At 51.4% G+C, this 19,587-nt stretch carries 13 protein-coding genes; 8 read left to right on the plus strand and 5 right to left on the minus strand.

Annotated elements, in window-relative coordinates:
• Positions 1–42 precede the first annotated feature (42 nt).
• Genes RGU75_RS09855 through RGU75_RS09870 form a run of 4 tightly spaced genes read right to left on the minus strand, consistent with a single transcriptional unit; the run spans position 43 to position 4,529 of the window.
• Entirely contained in the window at positions 43–1,755 is a 1,713-nt protein-coding gene (locus tag RGU75_RS09855; RefSeq protein ID WP_322235429.1) for a rhodanese homology domain-containing protein, read from the minus strand.
• 21 nt (positions 1,756–1,776) lie between these two features.
• Positions 1,777–2,445: a cysteine dioxygenase gene (locus RGU75_RS09860; protein WP_322235431.1), complete on the minus strand. Its 669-nt coding sequence runs from the start codon at positions 2,443–2,445 to the stop codon at positions 1,777–1,779.
• A gap of 11 nt (positions 2,446–2,456) precedes the next feature.
• Positions 2,457–3,425, minus strand: a complete 969-nt coding sequence (locus RGU75_RS09865) for an ABC transporter substrate-binding protein (protein ID WP_322235434.1) — start codon at positions 3,423–3,425, stop codon at positions 2,457–2,459.
• A complete protein-coding gene (locus RGU75_RS09870; protein WP_322235436.1) occupies positions 3,426–4,529 on the minus strand; it encodes an LLM class flavin-dependent oxidoreductase in 1,104 nt (367 codons plus the stop codon).
• 313 nt (positions 4,530–4,842) lie between these two features.
• On the opposite strand from RGU75_RS09870, the gene RGU75_RS09875 reads away from it, so the two are divergent.
• The 7 genes from RGU75_RS09875 (at position 4,843) to RGU75_RS09905 (ending at position 15,525) form a co-directional block, all read left to right on the plus strand.
• Positions 4,843–5,778: a LysR family transcriptional regulator gene (locus tag RGU75_RS09875; protein WP_322235438.1), complete on the plus strand. Its 936-nt coding sequence runs from the start codon at positions 4,843–4,845 to the stop codon at positions 5,776–5,778.
• A 378-nt stretch (positions 5,779–6,156) separates the two neighbouring features.
• Complete coding sequence (locus tag RGU75_RS09880) at positions 6,157–7,467, plus strand: MFS transporter (protein ID WP_322235439.1); 1,311 nt, start codon at positions 6,157–6,159, stop codon at positions 7,465–7,467.
• Positions 7,468–7,480: 13 nt separating this feature from the next.
• The gene (nirB, locus tag RGU75_RS09885; RefSeq protein WP_322235441.1) at positions 7,481–10,033 is read left to right on the plus strand and encodes a nitrite reductase large subunit NirB; all 2,553 of its coding nucleotides are present in this window, start codon (positions 7,481–7,483) and stop codon (positions 10,031–10,033) included.
• A 31-nt stretch (positions 10,034–10,064) separates the two neighbouring features.
• Entirely contained in the window at positions 10,065–10,421 is a 357-nt protein-coding gene (nirD, locus tag RGU75_RS09890; protein WP_322235444.1) for a nitrite reductase small subunit NirD, read from the plus strand.
• Positions 10,418–11,665: an NAD(P)/FAD-dependent oxidoreductase gene (locus tag RGU75_RS09895; RefSeq protein WP_322235447.1), complete on the plus strand. Its 1,248-nt coding sequence runs from the start codon at positions 10,418–10,420 to the stop codon at positions 11,663–11,665. Before nirD ends, RGU75_RS09895 begins: the two co-directional genes overlap by 4 nt.
• Positions 11,666–11,678: 13 nt before the next feature.
• Entirely contained in the window at positions 11,679–14,477 is a 2,799-nt protein-coding gene (locus RGU75_RS09900) for a nitrate reductase (RefSeq protein WP_322235449.1), read from the plus strand.
• 85 nt (positions 14,478–14,562) lie between these two features.
• The gene (locus RGU75_RS09905) at positions 14,563–15,525 is read left to right on the plus strand and encodes an alpha/beta fold hydrolase (protein ID WP_322235452.1); all 963 of its coding nucleotides are present in this window, start codon (positions 14,563–14,565) and stop codon (positions 15,523–15,525) included.
• Between the two features lie 36 nt (positions 15,526–15,561).
• Here the strand turns inward: RGU75_RS09905 and RGU75_RS09910 are convergent, their stop codons facing one another.
• The gene (locus RGU75_RS09910) at positions 15,562–16,863 is read right to left on the minus strand and encodes a cytochrome-c peroxidase (protein WP_416186860.1); all 1,302 of its coding nucleotides are present in this window, start codon (positions 16,861–16,863) and stop codon (positions 15,562–15,564) included.
• A gap of 283 nt (positions 16,864–17,146) precedes the next feature.
• Here RGU75_RS09910 and acpA point away from each other — a divergent pair, with 283 nt between their 5' ends.
• A complete protein-coding gene (gene acpA / locus RGU75_RS09915) occupies positions 17,147–19,327 on the plus strand; it encodes an acid phosphatase (protein WP_322235457.1) in 2,181 nt (726 codons plus the stop codon).
• Positions 19,328–19,587 lie beyond the last annotated feature (260 nt).

Raw genomic sequence — 19,587 nt, forward strand, 5'->3', positions numbered from 1 at the left:
AGACTAGATACAGCGCGAAGTCTGAGACTTCATGCTGTCATTTTAAATGACAAAAAAACCATGCGTCCCATCAAGCGCTAATTGATCCACTAAGCCATACTCCCAATCGAGATAGGCTTGCATGGCAGCGGCTGGATTGTCGGTACCTTCATAAGGACGACGGTAGCGATCTATTCGCGGCGATGCCAGCGCTGATTCACCAGATTCTTGGGGAAGCCCGGCTGCAATCCACGCGGATGTGCCACCTTCTAGCAGCCACACCGGCGTCGTTGTTAACGCTTGCAGGTCTTTGAGGATATAGCGTGCCAGCAAACTCGTGCCGCAAGTGAGTACATAGCGACATGCTGGCGGAACGTTATCCAGCGCGGCGGCGAGTTGCGAGCGGAGTGCAAACCAAGCCCCGGGAATGTGGTGTTTGACATAATTGGCGCTGCTGGTGAAATCAAGGATGACCGTTTCGCCCTCGGCGGCGTTGCTTGGCAGGTCATTTTCCAACCAAGCCGCAAGCCCTTGCGCTGTCACACTGTTTGCGGTTGGTACAGGCGGCAGAAAGGCTTGATCGTTATCGGCGTTCGTACCCTGTTGCGTGAAGTCTTGCGGTCCAGCACCATCAATGACGAACACTTCCCATCCCATTTGCGCTAACCAGGATGCGGTCATATTGGCGCGCACGCCGTCATCATCGGACAGGACGATACGCGCACCGCGCACCGGCGCAGCGTGATCGGTTTCTTGCACGAGCTGCCCACCCGGAGCAGAGCGAAAGTCGGGAAGGTGACCGGCTGCGTATTCCTCGGGCGTGCGCACGTCGAAGCGATAAGTCGTCCGCGTGTTGTCTTTTTTCCATTCTATTAATGTTTGGGACTCGTCTTGTAACGATACTCTTGATACGCGCGCCTTATCAGCCACTTTGCGCGCTGCACGTTGCGCCTGCGCGTGATCCTCAGGCGATAGCGAACCAGAGTCGGCAAATTGGCGAGTTTTGCGGGTATCCAGCGTTTGACCGGCCAGCGTCCAGCCTATCGTGCCGTTGCGTAGTGCAGAAACCGGGTTAGGAATACCCGCATTGACCAGAGATTGTGTGCCGATGATGCTGCGCGTGCGTCCAGCGCAATTAACGATGACGCGGGTTTCGGGGCGCGGCGCAAGCTGTTGCACGCGTAATACTAATTCTGCGCCAGGTACGCTGATGCCAGTGGGAATACTCATCGTGTTGTATTCATCAAACCGACGCGCATCCAGAACCACCACATCCGCATTGGCATTCAATAGCGCCTGCACTTCTGGCGCCGACAGCGAAGGGGTGTGACGTTGTACGTCAACCAGTTCGCCGAAGGCTTTGCTCGGCGCATTCACATCGCGGAAGATTTCACCACCGGCGCTGCGCCAGCCAGCCAAACCGCCATCCAGCAACTTGATGTTGCGATAGCCAAGTTGCTGTAAACGCTGCGCAGCATTTCTCGCAAGGCCTTCGCCATCGTCATACACGACAATCAACGTATCAAGCCGCGGTATGCGTGCGGCACTATCCAACTCAATTCGAGACAGTGACATATTGGCAGCAAATAGCGGATGAGCTTCTGCGAACGGCGCCTCTTCCCGCACATCCAGCAATGCGATTTCCTTGCGCTGCAATAATGCTGTGCGGCATTGTTGATAAGAGATCGTCTCAAAAATTGGTTGAGAAGAACTGACATCAACAGAGTGTGGGACGTTTGGCGTGTTCGTGGAAGGGGATGGCGTCAGGCGGGTCATGGATCGTTGGGATGAATTTATTTAAATGGTTATTGAGTTTTGTTGCATTTTGTTGGATTCAGCAGAGCGATCCCAAATATTGGGTAATAGTGTGTTGGAATAGCCCGAAATAAACTGTTTGGTGCCGCCATCTTCCGTGTAGACCGAGCGTTGCACAGCGCCGATGTTCGCACCATAAACATGGATGCTGATGGATGGCCGGTCGATGAACGCATTCTGTACTTTATGGATATCGCCGATCGTGGGCGAGACGGCCTCGACATCTCCCGGCAATAGATGGGTTGGCGCGCCAACGGGGGTGAAGCGACCATCCCGATCTTTATCTGGCTGATAGCTTTGCGAATATTCAGCGCCCCGCAACATGCCGATCAATCCCCATACGGTATGATCATGAATTGGTGTGGCTTGTCCGGGACCCCAGACAAAGCTCACAATCGAAAAGCGCTCACGCGAATCTACGTGGAGCAAAAATTGTTGATACCGTTCTGGATTTGGAAGCGCGAATGCAGGCGGTAGCCAGTCGTCGACAGCGATAAGCTGTCGCAACAACGCGCCGCCATCGCGCAAAATCTCGGCCTCCGAGGGTCTGCGGTCAAGCAATTCCGCCAGTTCCCCGATAAAACCCCGCAGACGGGCTACGTTCGGCGCGTTATTTTTTCCGATATTTATTGAGTTTGACAGTGGAGACATGCTGACACGCCTTATTTCTGTAGCGGAAAACTACGATCGAAACCATTGGAAACACTGATCTTATGCTGGATGATACCCGCTTCCGCATAAACGTCGGCAGTATGTTGCTGGGTTTTGATCACAGTATCATCAATCGGTATCCATTTGCCCTGTCGCCGCTCCCAGGATAGTTTGGCTACTTCTTTTGGTACACCAATAAGTTCGGCTAATGACGCGGAATAGGCATCTATATGATCGTTAGACCAACGTTGAGATCGCACCAGGCGTTGCAGCAGATCCTGTAGTGCAGCGTGTTTGGGTTTGATGGCGTCCTCATGGACGATCAGATAACTAAGCCCGGCTGACAAGCCGCGCCCATTCACAACAATTTTCGCGTGGTCAGTCAGTTCAGCCGTTGCCGTATAAGGCTCCCATGTCGCCCAGGCATCAACGGAATTGCCAGCTAACGCCGTCTTGGCGTCAACTGGTGACAAAAATCTAAAAGAAACATCACTGGCCTTGAGGCCAATAGATTGAAGCGCGGCCAGCGTCAGATAGTGACCAATGGAGCCTTTTCCGGTAGCGATGCGTTTTCCCTTCAAACTGGCCGGGCCGGAAAGTGGAGAATTTGCATTGGCAATAATGGCTGTACCAAAGGGATCTGATTTGTTCACTCCTATCGCTTTGAGCGGTGCGCCAGCCGCCAAGGCAAATACCAGTGGTGCATCACCTGCGTAGCCGACGTCGACTGCGCCAGCATTTAAAGCTTCCAGTAACGGCGCTGCGGCCACAAACTCCGACCACTTGATGTCATAGGGCAGATTTTTAAGTTCACCGGCGGCTTCCAGTTGCGATCTTAAGCCGCCTTTCTGATCCGCTACCTTGAGTAGTATTCTGGCCGGTACATCGCCCGCTGATGCCAGTGAAGTGGCTGCAAGACCAAGCGTCATCAAGCTAAGTCCGATGAAACGTTGCAAGCGAACACTGAATAGATTAGACATTTACTTCTGCTTTCGTTGAGCGATACGATCGGCGCTGCGTGCAGCAACTAGTTGCCGTGTTAGCGGTATCAATTTTCGGCCGTAATCGATAGCATCCTCCAATGGATCAAAGCCGCGGATCAAAAATGTCGACACACCAAGATCAACGTAATCTAGCAGCGCATGGGCAACCTGTTCCGGCGTCCCGACCAACGCTGTTGAATTGGATCGCCCACCAATTTCTTTGGCAATCGCGGTCCATAGGCATCTATCGTGACGATCGCCGCGTTCCGCTGTCGCTAACAGACGCCGCGCACCTTCGCTTTGTTTTGAATCACCCGATGCGCTGCTTAAACCACTGGCTTTACGAATACGCCTGGTTTCCGCCAGGATACTTTCAGCGCGTGCCCATGCAGCCTCTTCCGTATCTGCCAGGATGGGGCGGAATGACACAGAAAAGCGTGGTTTGCGACCGTGTTTTTCCGCTTCCGCGCTGACTTGGCGAATGATGTCTCGTACTTGTTCATGGGTTTCTCCCCATAGCGCATACACGTCGGCATGTTTGCCCGCGACCTGCACGGCGGGTGGTGAAGCCCCGCCAAAATAAATGGGAATATGCGGTTTTTGTACTGTCCTGACTTCAGAGTAACTATTTTTGAATCGGTAATATTTTCCCGCATGGTCGAACGGTTGATCATTGGTCCACACTTTGCGCAAAATGCCGAGATATTCATCAGTGCGCGCATAGCGTTCATCGTGGGATAAAAAATCGCCATCGCGTTGCTGCTCTTCATCGTCACCGCCAGAAATAATATGTACCGCCAATCGTCCACCACTGAGTTGATCAAGCGTCGCGAACTTGCGCGCTGCCATTGTAGGTGCAATAAAGCCGGGACGGTGGGCAAGCATAAAACCGATTTTTTTCGTGGCAGCGGCAGCGTGGGATGTCACCAAAAATGGATCGGCATCGGATGAGTGCTGCGCGATCAAAATCCGATCAAAACCTGATTGTTCATGCGCTTGTGCAAAGCGTGCGATGTAATCCGGATCCAGCGCCGGTCCTTGTGCCGGATGAATTTCAGATACTTTTTTCGGACCGATCATACCGATGAATTCGATGCTCATAGTGGCTCCTGACAAAGCTGACGTAAGTGTAAAGAGTCAGGCTAAAGGATCGTCTTAGTAATCCCAACGAATAATTCCGTATGTCGATATGCGGCCGATCACCAAAGAAAATTTTGCGCGGGAACGTAATGTGCCATAACGCATCTAATCACCCATTAGTGTTGTGGTCATTTTGGAAACTCAATAAAAACTAGATAATATGACAATATTAAAGTGCGTTTTTTGAAGAGAAAAGAGGTTATCGTGCAAACTAAATGCCCGCTTTTCTATTAAACTTAGGAATAAATTCTGAAGAGGTACGAGTCAATTTATTATGAAAATAGATGATATAGACGCTTTTGTCGCCACCGTGCGATGTCAATCCATTAGCTTAGCTGCAGAAGCATTGCAACTAACGCAGTCTGCGATCACTCGCCGCGTACAAAACTTCGAGGAAGAATTGGGTGTTGAACTGCTTGATCGCACCACTAAACCACCGCGCCCCAATCCCATGGGAAAAGTGGTGTATGAACAGTGCCGCGTCGTACTGCGCGAAGTTGAAGAGCTGCGCGATATGGTGGGAACTGAAGTTGCCCCCGTCGGTACTTTTCGCCTTGGTATTACACAAGCCATCGGCGACGTTGTTCTATTGGATGCACTTAAGCAACTCAAAGGTACTTATCCGGAACTGAGCACGCAGGTATCGACCGGATGGGGAACGCAATTAGTTGCCAAGGTCGCCAACGGCGAGATGGATGCCGCAGCAGCGCTGTTTCCTTCCACTAAGGTGCTTCCTGATAATGTTATTGGTGAGACATTAGGACGTGTTGAATTGGTGGTGGTTGCGGCGAAGGGAATGATGACAAAACGCAGTTATAAACTAAAAGACTGTCATGATATTGGTTGGGTCTTAAGTCCGGATGGCTGCGGTTTTCGTGCGGTGTTACAACGGGCGCTGATCGGTCAGGGATTATCGTTCAAGGTTGGCCTGGAATCTTTCGGCGCTGATCTTCAACTTGGTCTGGTTGCCGCCGGACTTGGTTTGGGTTTTATGCCAGTCCCGCAACTGGAGCGCAGTGCGCACCGCGATCAATTGGATATCATGAATATTAGCGACTTTAAGTCGGTCCTCGATATCTGGCTGATTCAATCACGTTTGCCAACCCCGTTGCAGCAAGCAGTTGATTTTTTCAGTAATTCGGTTGCCACTGCTTTTTCAGACAAAGCAACGGTTTTAGACATAAAGCCTCGTCGGCAGCGGGCAGCTTAATAGGTTACCCCTTTTTTTGAAGGGGCAACTTATTCGATAGGACGGGTGAATAAAGCTATTCCTATAATTAATATTATTTGGATAAGATTATTCCCTCCCCAAAAAAATGCGGTGCCGCACCAATTGGATGCGCATCAAATTAAAATAGCGCATTCCCGTCTTCAATTCTTTATCAATCTTCGATAAACCGTTACGGTCAAGGCCAATTCATATTGGCATAAGATTTGCTTAGTAGTGATTAACAGAGTCAATGATGATTCCGTACTATCAACTATTACGCAGATCTAAAGAAGGATCTGCCAGGACAACGGCGTCCACCTAGCTAGGTATTTTTACCGAGCTAAGTGGGCGCCTTTTTGTTTTTATGGGAAAAAGATCATGACCAGCAAAGCTACCAGCATCAAACTTTTTAGTTTTAGTACGCCGCAAATGCGCGCCTTCCATCTGACCTGGATGGCTTTCTTCGCTTGCTTCTTTGCATGGTTTGCCTGTGCACCCTTGATGCCCGTTATTAAGGGCCAATTCGGTTTAACTATCGGGCAAATCGCCAACATTAATATTGCCGCAGTCGCCGTGACGATTTTGGTTCGTTTAATTATCGGGCCAATGTGTGATCGCTACGGCCCACGTAAAACGTATACCGGTCTTTTGCTGCTAGGAGCGATTCCGGTATTCGGCGTGGCGTTCTCGCAAAGTTATGAAAGTTTTCTATTCTTCCGTTTATGCATCGGTGCGGTGGGTGCCAGCTTTGTGATTACGCAATATCACACCTCAGTGATGTTTGCGTCGAACGTCGTCGGGACTGCCAATGCTGCTGCCGCCGGTTGGGGTAATGTCGGCGGTGGTGCTGCGCAAGCATTGATGCCATTGTTGTTGGCCGCGGTGTTAATGCTCGGCGTCAGCGAAACCATGGGATGGCGCCTTGCGCTGTTGGTGCCGGGCGTATTGATGGTGATCATGGGTGGCGTGTACTGGCGCTATACGCAAGATTGTCCTGAAGGTAATTATGCCGAGTTGCGCGCTAAAGGCATTACGGTAGAAGGCGGCAAAAAAGGCGGCTGGGCAAGTTTCCGTGCTGCCAGTCTTAACTACCGTGTATGGCTTCTATTTGTCACCTACGGTGCTTGCTTCGGTGTAGAAATCTTTATTCACAATATTGCTGCCATCTACTACGTTGATCATTTTGGTCTGTCATTGAAAAGCGCCGGTATGGCCGCAGCAAGTTTTGGATTGCTCGCATTGTTCGCCCGTGCTTTGGGTGGCTGGTTATCCGACAAAGTGGCTTTACGCGGCAACCTCAATACGCGTGCCACGTTGCTGTTCGTCATGATGATTGGCGAAGGTTTGGGCCTGCTCTGGTTTTCACATGCAAATAGTGTGACGTTGGCGATCTGCGCGATGTTGACTTTCGGCCTGTTCACCCACATGGCATGCGGCGCAACGTATGCATTAGTGCCGTTTATTGACCGTAAAGCATTGGGCGGCGTAGCGGGCATCATCGGCGCTGGTGGAAACGTCGGAGCGGTTTTGGCGGGGTTTTTGATGAAGGGTTTGGGCGACGTTCAAAGCACCTTGAGTGTGCTGGGTATTTTGGTCACAGTCTCCGCACTGTGCGCCATCGCGATTCGCTTTAGCGCGGCACACAATGCCACCGAGCAAGTCCTCGACAGCAACACCCTGGCCGCTTAAGGAGCCGCAGATCATGAAAATTATCGTCGTTGGTCATGGCATGGTGGGCCACAAATTTCTGGAAAGCCTGGCTGACAGTGGCGCTCCACATCTGGAAGTAACCGTCTTGTGCGAAGAGCCACGCCCAGCATATGACCGGGTACACTTGTCAGAATTTTTCTCTGGAAAATCAGCAGAGGATTTGTCATTGGTTCCTGACGGTTTTTTTGAGCGCGATAATATTTTGCTCAAACTGAATGCCAAGGCCAGCGTCATTGATCGTGTTGCCAAAACGGTGACAGTGAGTACCGGTGAAACGCTGCCTTACGACAAGCTGGTCATCGCTACCGGTTCTTATCCTTTTGTGCCACCGGTGCCTGGAAAGGATCGCAAAGATTGCTTTGTGTATCGGACTATCGAAGATTTAGAGGCGATGCTTGAATGTGGTCGTCGCTCAAAAACCGGCGTCGTTATCGGCGGCGGTTTGCTTGGATTGGAATGTGCCAAAGCCTTGCGCGACATGAATCTGCAAACGCACGTGGTTGAATTTTCACCACGTCTGATGGCAGTGCAAGTCGATGAGGGCGGTGGACGTGTTTTGCGCGCCAAGATAGAAGACCTTGGCGTCACCGCGCATACGCAAAAAAATACAGTCGAAATCGTCGATGGCGAGACCGGCACACACCGCATGAACTTTTCTGACGGCAGCCATCTTGATACCGACATGATCGTGTTCTCTGCCGGTATTCGTCCACGTGATGAATTGGCGCGTGTCAGTGCGCTGGCAGTGGGCGAGCGCGGCGGCATCGTGATCGACAATAGTTGCCTGACCAGTGATCCTGATATCTACGCGATTGGCGAATGCGCACTATGGAACGGAAAGACTTTTGGTCTGGTCGCGCCAGGTTATGACATGGCACGTATCGCAGCCAAACATCTGCTGGGCGAAAACGCCGAATTCAACGGTGCCGATATGAGCACTAAACTCAAATTAATGGGCGTCGACGTTGCCAGTATTGGCGATCCGCACGGCAATGTTCCCGGTAGCCGTTCGTATCATTTCACCGATGAACGCAAGCAAATCTACAAGAAGATCGTCGTCTCCGATTGCGGTAAATTTTTGCTAGGCGGCGTGATGGTTGGTGATGCCAGCGAATATGGCACGCTGTTGCAAATGATGCTGAACCGCATAGAACTACCCGAAGCGCCTGAGTTCCTGATTCTGCCGCAAGCCGACGGTAACGCCAAGCCTGGTTTGGGTGTCGATGCGTTGCCGGATGCGGCACAAATTTGCTCGTGCAATAACGTCTCCAAAGGTGATTTATGCGCAGCAGTATGTGGCGGCGCAACGAATATCGGCGACCTGAAAAGTTGTACTAAGGCGGGTACTTCATGCGGCGGTTGCGTGGCACTCGTCACGCAGATCATGAAGTCAGAAATGAAGAAGCAAGGTCTGGCGGTTAACAACCATGTTTGCGAACATTTTCCCTACAGCCGTCAGGAGCTTTATCACCTCGTCAGAATCGGCAACATCAAGACTTTTAATGCATTGATCAGTCAGCATGGAAAAGGCTTGGGTTGCGATGTGTGCAAACCGGTAGCTGCCAGTATTCTGGCTTCTTGCTGGAACGATTTTGTGCTCAAAAAAGAACACGCTGGCTTGCAGGATTCGAACGATTATTTCCTCGGTAATATTCAAAAGGATGGTACCTATTCTGTCGTGCCACGTATGGCTGGTGGCGAGGTCACGCCCGATGGTCTAATCGCAGTCGGTCAGGTCGCAAAAAAATACGGCCTATACACCAAAGTCACTGGCGGTCAGCGCATCGACTTGTTCGGCGCCCGGGTTGAGCAATTGCCGCCGATCTGGGAAGAATTGATCGCAGCAGGTTTTGAATCAGGTCATGCGTACGGCAAGTCGCTGCGTACCGTTAAATCATGTGTCGGTTCAACCTGGTGTCGCTATGGTGTGGACGACAGTATGGGTCTGGCAATTGAGCTGGAAAATCGCTACAAAGGTTTGCGTTCACCGCACAAAATAAAATTTGGCGTATCCGGTTGTACTCGCGAATGCGCCGAAGCGCAAAGCAAGGATGTCGGGATTATCGCCACCGAAAAAGGCTGGAATCTGTATGTCTGCGGCAATGGCGGCATGAAGCCACGGCACGCTGAATTATTGGCCTCCGATCTGGATAAGGCGACGCTGATTCAGACTATTGATCGGTTCCTGATGTTCTATGTTCGCACCGCAGACCGTCTGCAACGCACCAGTGTCTGGCGCGACAATCTTGAGGGCGGTCTTGATTATCTGAAAGAAGTGGTCTTGCAAGACAAGCTACACATTGCAGCCGACCTGGAAGCAGAAATGCAGGCAGTCGTCGATACGTATGAATGTGAATGGAAAAAAGCGGTTAACGATCCAGAAACACGTAAGCGTTTTCGCCATTTCGTCAACACCGATCAAGTTGATGAAAACGTCGTCTTTATGGAGGAACGCGGACAGATTCGTCCGGCAACGTTAGTTGAGCGATCGGCCCGTGTGATTCCGATTATTCCGATAGTGGCTGCGCTTGCAGAGACGGTCTGATTGCTCGCCCATTGAAATCAGGAGAATAAATATGCATAGCGATACCCAATTGGGGCAGCTGGATAACTGGATTTCTGTCTGCGAACTCGACCAGATCTTACCAAACACAGGTGTGTGTGCATTGATCAACGGCGCGCAAGTGGCGCTGTTTCATGTCATTGACGGTGAAGACCGTGTATTCGCGATTAGTAATTTTGATCCCCATTCTCAGGCATCGATTTTGTCGCGTGGCATGGTCGGCAATCTTGGTGAGCGTATCGTCGTAGCATCGCCGATGTACAAGCAACACTTTGATTTGCAAACCGGAGAATGCCTGGAATCTCCAGAACACTCGGTCAGCGCCTATCCGACGCGGGTTGTCGACGGAAAGGTGTGGGTCGGCGTATGACCACAACACCAGGCAAGCAGGCTAATCGAACAAAACCATCGCTGGTGGTCATCGGTAACGGCATGGCTGGTATGCGCACGGTTGAAGAGTTACAAAAGCTGGCACCGGATTTGTACGACATTACCGTGTTCGGGGCCGAACCGTATGGCAATTACAACCGCATATTATTGTCGCCCGTGCTCGCTGGCGATAAAAGTGTGGAAGACATTATGTTGCATACACGCGAGTGGTATCAGGAAAATAATATTACGTTGCATGCCGGTGATCCAGTTGAGATGATTGATCGGCGTCGTCGCCTTGTGCGTTCGCGCGCAGGTCTTGAGGTCTCGTATGACCGACTGTTGCTGGCTACCGGTTCCACCCCTTTTATTATTCCTGTACCGGGACATCAATTGCCGGGCGTGATTGCGTTTCGAGATATTCAGGATGTAGAAACTATGCTGGCAGCCGCACGTGATCATCGCCATGCGGTCGTGATCGGCGGCGGCTTGCTGGGTCTGGAAGCCGCCAACGGATTGCTGCGTCAGGGGATGGACGTTACCGTAGTGCACGTGTGTGATAGTTTGATGAATCAACAGTTGGACAAGCCAGCATCTGCGCTCCTGAAAAAAGCGTTGGAATTAAAGGGCTTGCGCATCATGCTCGATACGCATACCAGCGAAATCCTGGGGTCCGAGCGGGTGACAGCCGTGCGTTTTAAAGATGGTAGTGAGATACCGGCTGATCTGGTCGTCATGGCGGCAGGCGTGCGACCCAATATTGCCCTCGCGAAAAAAGCCCTTCTGCATTGTGATCGCGCGATTGTGGTTGACGATACATTGCAAACCTATGATCCACGGATTTATGCAGTTGGCGAATGCGTCCAGCATCGCTTGTCGACGTTTGGTTTGGTCGCGCCGATTTGGGATCAGGCGCGGGTGTGCGGTGCGCATCTGGCCGGTGCTGGTCATCGTCGTTATATCCAGCAAGCGACCGCGACCAAGCTCAAAGTAACCGGCGTTGATCTGTATTCTGCTGGCGATTTTATTGGTGGTGATGGTAGCGAAGATCTAGTGCTGCGCGACCCACGTCGCGGTATCTATAAACGATTGGTATTGAAAGGCAATCAGATCGTGGGAGCGGTACTATACGGAGATGTGAAAGATGGTCCGTGGTATTTTGATTTGATTCAAAACAAGACCGATGTCTCCTCGCTGCGCAATCAATTACTATTCGGCCAGGCGCTATGCGTCCAGGCCGCTTGATGAGGAATCTCCCGTGAATCTCTCCCAGCCTCCGCTGTCATCTGCGCTGTCATCTGCGCTGTCATCTCTTGAGGCATTCAAAGGCGACCTGATACCAAAAAGCGTATTCACGACATGCCCTTACTGCGGTGTCGGCTGTGGTGTTGCCGCTATAGTGCTGGCTGATGGAAAAATCGGCGTCACAGGAGACGCTGCGCATCCTGCGAATAAAGGGCGTTTGTGCGTCAAAGGTTCGGCATTGGATGAGACGGTTGATCTTCAGGGCCGCCTTCTCTATCCGCAGATTAGGGACGCCGTCACCAATTTGATGCAGCGTTCAAGCTGGGATCAGGCGCTGGATAAAGTAGCGTCGGGATTCAATGACATCATCGCCCGTCACGGCCCGGACGCGGTGGCGTTTTACGTATCCGGTCAGCTACTGACCGAGGATTATTACATCGCCAATAAGCTGATGAAGGGTTATATCGGCAGCGCCAATATCGATACCAATTCGCGTCTGTGCATGTCATCAGCGGTAGCGGGGCATAAGCGTGCGTTTGGTGAAGATCTGGTGCCGGTGTGTTACGAAGATCTGGAACTGGCTGACGTGGTGGTATTGGTTGGGTCGAACACCGCCTGGTGTCATCCCATCCTGTTTCAGCGCATTACCAAAATCAAAGAATCTCGACCAGATATGAAACTGATCGTGATTGATCCACGCCGCACCGCGACCTGCGAGTCTGCCGATTTGCATCTGCCGGTCAAGTCAGGAACCGATGTCTGGTTGTTCAATGGATTGCTGCACTATCTGGCAAATAACGGCATGACCGATAGCGGCTTTGTTGATGAGTACACTAATGGTTCCAGCGAGGCGCTTGCCGCCGCCGCAGCCAGCAGCCCTGATCTGCTCACCGTCGCTAAGATATGCAAACTTGACCCCCAAGATTTGCTAACGTTTTATCAGCTATTTGCCGGATCAAAAAAAGTCATCACTGCTTTTTCGCAAGGTGTTAACCAATCGTCGTCCGGCACCGACAAAGTCAACAGCATTATCAATTGTCACCTGATCAGCGGACGTATCGGTCAGCCCGGCATGGGACCATTTTCGATTACAGGCCAACCCAACGCAATGGGTGGTCGTGAAGTCGGTGGGCTGGCGAACATGTTGGCTGCGCACATGGATCTGGATAATCCGGCCCATCGCCGCACGGTTCAGACCTTCTGGGATTCGCCCCAGATTGCCGATAAGGTCGGACTGAAAGCGGTTGATCTGTTCCAGGCAATCGAACAAGGTAAAGTCAAAGCGGTGTGGATTATTGCCACCAATCCGATGGTCAGCTTGCCGGATGCCGATCAGGTGCAACGCGCCCTGTCCAAATGCCAGCTCGTGGTCTGCTCCGATATCATTGAAAAAACCGACACCAATGCGTTTGCTGACGTGCTGTTACCCGCTTTGGGCTGGGGTGAAAAAGACGGGACAGTAACCAATTCAGAGCGCTGCATCTCGCGTCAGCGTGCATTTTTGACCGCACCTGGAGAAGCCCGCGCCGACTGGCAAGTATTGTGCGATGTAGGACAGCGCATGGGGTTTGGCGGATTTGATTTCAGCAGCCCGCACGAAATTTTTGATGAGCATGCACGCTTAAGCACTTTTGCTAATGGCTCGGCCGCAGGCGATGTCACGCCGCGAGTGTTTAATATCGCTGGCCTGACCGGCATGGATAAAGCGCAATTTGACGCTTTGCAGCCTATCCAATGGCCAGTGTCGCGTGACGCGGCAGGTGAGCTGATCAGTACTCAACGACTGTTTGCAGATAACCGTTATTCCCACCCGGATGGCAAGGCCCGCTTTATCGCCACGCCACCGCGCGCGCCGATGCATGCGACGGATGAAGACTTTCCGCTTAACCTGAATACCGGTCGTGTGCGCGATCAGTGGCACACAATGACCCGTACCGGGAAATCAGCAAAACTGGCTGATCATGTGCAGGAATCTTTTATCGACATGCATCCGCAAGATGCATTGTTATACGGCGTGCGTGAAGGCAGTCTGGCGCGTGTTTCATCAAAGTGGGGTGCGATGGTGGCCCGGGTGCAACATGGCGGCGGTATCGCCCGTGGCAGCATTTTTGTACCCATTCACTGGAGTAATCAGTCCGCATCCGATGCGCGTATTGGTGCCGTGGTCAATCCCGTGGTTGATCCGGTTTCCGGCGAACCAGAGTTCAAAAATACACCCGTCAGAGTCGATGATTTTCCGGTCGCCTGGCACGGCTTTATTCTCAGTCGTAAGGAGCTGGACTTGGATAGCGTGACACACTGGACGCGGATTCAGGGACGCACATTTGCGCGGTATGAATTCGCCGGTCGAAATATTATCAACGACCATGGACAGTGGACGCGTGAATTATTAAAAATCGCCGATCCTGATGCTGACTGGCTAGAATACGCCGATACCACCGCAGGCGTGTATCGGGCAGCGCATCTGGTGGATGATCGGATTGATATTTGCGTATTTATTTCTCCGCGACCAGATCTTCCATCAAGAGCCTGGCTGGCGAGTTTGTTCGCAAAAGACTATCTTGAAGATGCAGATCGCGTCGGCCTTTTGATCGGGCAACCAATTGAAAAAGGGGCAGATGCGGGACCGACTGTCTGCTCGTGTTTTGGGGTTGGGCGTAATACGATTTGCAGTGCTATTCGTGAGCAAGGATTGACGACGGTGACGCAAGTGACGACTTGTCTCAAGGCTGGCGGGAACTGCGGATCTTGTGTTCCTGAGATTAAAAAATTACTGGCTACTACGCTGGTGGAAGAAGCGGTATCCCACTAATCACCGCACGGTGAAGAAAGCGAGGCGACAGTTCAGTCGGCAAAGTGTCTATTGCAATGTCACGCCGCGCCGTTAGAATAGCGGCATGACCGCCTCTACTTTCTTCCCGTTACAAAGTCCTTTTGATGAAGGCTATCTTGACGTCGGACAAGGGTATCGCCTTTGGTTTGCGCAATATGGCAATCCTGACGGCATTCCGCTGCTTTGGTTGCACGGCGGACCCGGTAGCGCCAGTAGTCCACGCCACCAACTATTTGCCGATCCGTCGGTCTATCGGCTGATCCTGTGCGATCAGCGTGGTTGTGGTCGCAGCACGCCAACTGGCGCAACCAATTACAACAATACCGAACGGCTACTACAAGATATAGATGCACTGCGTCACCGTTGCGGCCTAGGGAAAATCCTTTTAGGCGGCGGCTCGTGGGGCGCTTGTCTGGCGCTGGCTTACGCCCAACGTTGGCCGTTAACCTTGCTTGGTGTGGTGTTACGTGCGCCTTTTCTAGCGGGAAATAGTGATATTGATCGGTTTTTTCAACCCCGCCCTGATATCGCGGATACAGCGTGGGAGACGTTTGCCGCGCACGTACCGGCGCATGAAAGATCGCAGTTGTTACCCTATATCGCGGACCAGTTTTCAACCGACGGTTCACAGGTGTCGGTGCTGGCGCAAGCATGGCATCGCTACGAGGCAAGCCAGGATCAGCCTGAGGTGATCGTTGAAGCCAATTTTGATTATGTTGAGGTGGAGAAGCTGACGCAACGCTATCGAATTCAGGCACATTACCTGATCAATCATTGCTTCCTGAATGAGGCAGATTTGCTGGACGCAGCGGCCAGTTTAAGCAGTTTTCCGGTTGCTATCCTGCAAGGCCAGGATGATCGGATATGCGATCCCGACAATGCGGTTAGATTGCATGCGCGAATAGCAGGAAGCCGCTTGCGCATGGTCGTGGGTGCTGGCCATAATCCGTTCCATCCCGATATGGCGACAGCATTGTTAGAGGCGCTGAATTGTTTTGCCTTGGACGGAAATTTTGAACATTGGTGACCAGGTAATGAATTGGTGATCAATTGATGCACATAATTATTTCTTTACAGCCAAGGCTGTAAAACCATCATTCAGTGTCTTCAAAAACACAATGACATCCTTGATTTCAGCATCAGTTAACGCTGGACTTCCGCCGATCTTTCGATCGAATGGCGGCTCAACGTTGACGTTAGCGTGATATTGCAACGGCAAATCATTGAATTTCATAACCTGACCATTCTTTCCACGGGGATACCATTTCTGCGGTTGGGTATCGCGTTCGACGTAAAATTTCAACACCTGTTCCAGACTCTTGAAAGCGCCGTTATGGAAAAAAACTCTGCGCGTAGCCACATTGCGCAACGAGGGTGTTCTGAATAGTCCGCAATATTCTGTTTTGTCGCGCAAATCGGTCCGATCAGGCCCGCATAAACCCATATCAAAAAATGCCGGATCAGCATTCGACGGGATGTGCATATTGCGCGGTACGCCGATCGCAATCAAACCATAGTCAGTAAATTGCGGAAATCCGCCATCCGGTTTGATCGCGCTGATATGACAAGACGCGCAATTACCTTTGGCGGGATCATTGAATAGGGCCAGACCACGCAATTCCTGTTTGTTGAGCGCTGTTTGATTGCGTAGAAATGCATCGTATTTGCTGTTGTAGGGATAAAAATCTGCAGGGCTTTCCTGAAAGATTTCCAGTGCCATTGTTGCTTGTGTGAACGCGCTCTGCGGATGATCAAAAATATCCTGACCTAACGTTTGTCGGAACAATACAGCGTAGGAAGATTTTTTCAGTTTCTCTACAACAGCGGCCGGATTGAGATTACCCATTTCGTGGGCTGACAACAAGGGAATCGCCGCCTGATCGTGCGCTGAAGAGGCACGACCATCCCAGTTACGACCACCGGTTGGACCGGCATCGATACTATCGTCACCGTCATTGTCATAAAAGTGTTCAGTAAAAGCCGGGACGTTTTGCAGATAGCGCAGAGAGGGGACCGCCCTGGTTCCCAACGTTGCCATTTTCTTGCCGCCCAACTGGACCGCCAGATTATTCGGTGGTCCAAAGGCGTGATCGGGACTATGGCAAGAGGCGCAAGATAGCTTGCCCGAGGCCGATAATGTGCGATCAAAAAACATCACACGGCCCAACGCAGTCATCGCTGCGACGCTGGGTTGCTTCTTAATGTTTGGCGCATAGGCGGCTCCAAGCGAAGCGGGCGCTGTCTGATTTACGGTGTTGGATGCCAAGCTAGTCGCCAAGGCGGCACTTGGTCCGATGCCAATGACGATTAAAACGGCGATGCCACGCAACCAGCTAGTTCCAATACATGGCTTTAACGATGTCATCAGATATTTTTGCACGGCGGAGTTGGTGCTGATTGAAACATCTTTCGGTTCTCGGTCCATGTTGATGGAGTGCAAGATTATCATTTTCCTGTGACTGTTATATGACGGCCTACCCTACTATCCTAATATGACACTATTGATCATATCCGGTGCGTAGAGTGATAGTTGTAATTAGTTGCACTTAATTGTAATTTTGATATTATATTATTTCTCATGCGACCTAATTCATAACGTTGACATATTAGAAGATTACGATGGCTTTTTTTGTCGCTTTAGGAATGTAATGAACCCATTATTTTATCCACTCAAGTTGTCGCTATCGATAGTGATTTTGTCGTTTGGGCTCAGCGCTTGCACAGGCATTGGCAATACTGATTTTGCGGGCAACTTGGGTGGCAATCCTGGTGATATGACCACTGGGCAGGTAATCGGCAGCTACTATGAAAATGCACGGGTTTGTTTTGAAGATAAGGTAAAAAAAGCCACCTGTGATGCGCGGTCCGCGATTGTTAAAACAGGCGGCGATGGATCGTTCATGCTTCCCGGCTCTGCGGTGCTTCCAGTCGTGGCCATGATCGATAATGAATCGATTGAACATGAAGTACCTGGTGATTTAGGTAATGAAGTAGGCCGCACATTGATTTTTCGTGCGCCATCAGGACACACGCGCTTTATCAGTGCGATATCAACGGAACTTGCCGCAGCGATGGACACCAATGGTCGTAATTTTGTGGACGCCAGCACAAAATTAGCCGCAAAATTAACTATAGATCCCGCCACTTTGACGAGTGACTTCAATCAGCTTTCTGGTGAGAATGCAGCAAAAATTCACGCTGAAAATACTGCGGTTACGGCGGTGATAGCATCCGTGATCGCAACTCCGACGGCCACCGCTGTCAATGCCTTTATAGGGGACACACTCAATAAAGCGCTGGCGATGCGCAATATACAGACTGTCGTCGTGATCTATGCCGAGAATCGGGGTTTCGATAATCTCTATGGTTTATTCCCCGGTGCCGATGGTATTCCTGGCGTTAATCCAAGTTCGCGTTCTGCTGCTTATCCACAGAAAGATTTTGACGGTAATACGCTGCCTGCGTTGCCGCCGAGTTGGGGCGGGATGACTGCGGCAGGTCAGACAAAAGTGATTACGCAAGCGCAGACAGCCAACTTCCCGAACAAGCCGTTTCAAATTGACGACGTGAACGGCCCCGTATTTACCGATTCGTCAGTGGTCACGCGTGATCTGGTGCATCGTTTTTATAACAATCAGATGCAAATCAACGGCGGCAAGAACGATCAGTTTGCGGCCTACTCGGATGCTGGCGGTTTAAGCATGGGTTACTACGATGGCAGTAAAATGAAACTGTGGGATATCGCCAAAAAATATACGCTCGCCGATCGTTTTTTCATGGGCGCATTTGGCGGCTCCTTTCTCAATCACCAATATCTGATTTGTGCCTGCGCGCCGACTTATCCGCATGCTGATAACGCCGCTTCTCCAGCCAAAAACAATATTTCGGCTGTTGATGTTGATGCCCAAGGCAACATGTTGCGACTGACTCCCGGCATTGGCAATCCTACTTCTGTACTGAACGGTGCACCGGTCTACCTAAAGGACAGCACGCTCACGCCGAAGGATGCGTCCGGAATGTTTTATGCTGTCAATACGATGCAACCGTTGTATCAGCCGAGCGGTAACGCCGCCGTCGCTGATGCCGCGTCAAGCTATGCTGACGCCAGCAAAGCGACGACATTACCTGCGCAAACACAGCGCACCATTGGTGATCAACTATCTGCAAAAGGTGTCAACTGGGCCTGGTATTCTGGCGCATGGGATGCCGCGTTAGCTGACGCATCGAGTGCGCGCCGCAACGTCATCTATGCAGGCAAAATTCAGTTCCAGCCTCATCATCAACCGTTTAATTATTATCGCCGTTTCGATCCGGCAACCGCCAGTGGCGTTGCCGAACGCGCAAGTCATCTGAAGGATTTTGACGCCTCTTTTTTACAAGATGCCGCAGCGGGAAAACTCCCGCCAGTGTCTTTTTATAAACCGCAAGGTAACCTGAATCAACATCCCGGCTACGCCAATGTCGCCGATGGCGATGCCCATATCGCCGATGTGATCACCAAATTACAAGCCAGCCCGCAATGGAAGAATATGCTGATCGTCGTGACCTATGATGAAAACGGTGGTTTCTGGGATCATGTTTCACCACCAAAGGGCGACCGCTGGGGACCCGGAACGCGTCTGCCTGCAATTTTGGTTTCGCCGTATGTAAGGAAGGGTTTTGTCGACCATACGCAATACGACACCGCATCCATCTTGCGCTTCATTACGGGTCGCTACGGGTTGGTGGAACTCGATGGTTTGAAAGCGCGAGACGCAGCGTTAGTGGCGAATGGCGGAGCGGCGATGGGCGACTTGAGTGGCGCGTTGGCTGTGGTGCCTCAGGAGTAGGGAGTTGTTAATAATACTTTGCGATAGCAACATAGCGGCGCCGTGATTGGAAAAACCGGTAAAACGGTCGCCGACCTGAAACAGTGCTTTGGGGATGATAATCTGGATCGCCCCCTCTGTTGCTTCAGCGTTACCGAGGCGTCCACAAACTCGAATACGTAAGGTTATCAATACGATCAACATGGCAACCTTACCCGCACGGACCTAGAGCAAGATGGTCGACCTTACTGCAACACTATTGCTAACAACGGCAATCACTT

It is taken from the genome of Glaciimonas sp. CA11.2, from assembly GCF_034314045.1.
Taxonomy (GTDB): Bacteria; Pseudomonadota; Gammaproteobacteria; order Burkholderiales; family Burkholderiaceae_D; genus Glaciimonas.

Excerpts from the sequence above, each read along its gene's own strand:
- RGU75_RS09860 (WP_322235431.1), bottom strand. The coding sequence starts at position 2,445 with ATGTCTCCACTGTCAAACTCAATAAATATCGGAAAAAATAACGCGCCG.
- nirB (WP_322235441.1), top strand. The coding sequence starts at position 7,481 with ATGAAAATTATCGTCGTTGGTCATGGCATGGTGGGCCACAAATTTCTG.
- RGU75_RS09895 (WP_322235447.1), top strand. The coding sequence starts at position 10,418 with ATGACCACAACACCAGGCAAGCAGGCTAATCGAACAAAACCATCGCTG.
- nirD (WP_322235444.1), top strand. The coding sequence starts at position 10,065 with ATGCATAGCGATACCCAATTGGGGCAGCTGGATAACTGGATTTCTGTC.
- acpA (WP_322235457.1), top strand. The coding sequence starts at position 17,147 with ATGAACCCATTATTTTATCCACTCAAGTTGTCGCTATCGATAGTGATT.
- RGU75_RS09870 (WP_322235436.1), bottom strand. The coding sequence starts at position 4,529 with ATGAGCATCGAATTCATCGGTATGATCGGTCCGAAAAAAGTATCTGAA.
- RGU75_RS09865 (WP_322235434.1), bottom strand. The coding sequence starts at position 3,425 with ATGTCTAATCTATTCAGTGTTCGCTTGCAACGTTTCATCGGACTTAGC.
- RGU75_RS09905 (WP_322235452.1), top strand. The coding sequence starts at position 14,563 with ATGACCGCCTCTACTTTCTTCCCGTTACAAAGTCCTTTTGATGAAGGC.
- RGU75_RS09880 (WP_322235439.1), top strand. The coding sequence starts at position 6,157 with ATGACCAGCAAAGCTACCAGCATCAAACTTTTTAGTTTTAGTACGCCG.
- RGU75_RS09910 (WP_416186860.1), bottom strand. The coding sequence starts at position 16,863 with ATGACATCGTTAAAGCCATGTATTGGAACTAGCTGGTTGCGTGGCATC.
- RGU75_RS09875 (WP_322235438.1), top strand. The coding sequence starts at position 4,843 with ATGAAAATAGATGATATAGACGCTTTTGTCGCCACCGTGCGATGTCAA.
- RGU75_RS09855 (WP_322235429.1), bottom strand. The coding sequence starts at position 1,755 with ATGACCCGCCTGACGCCATCCCCTTCCACGAACACGCCAAACGTCCCA.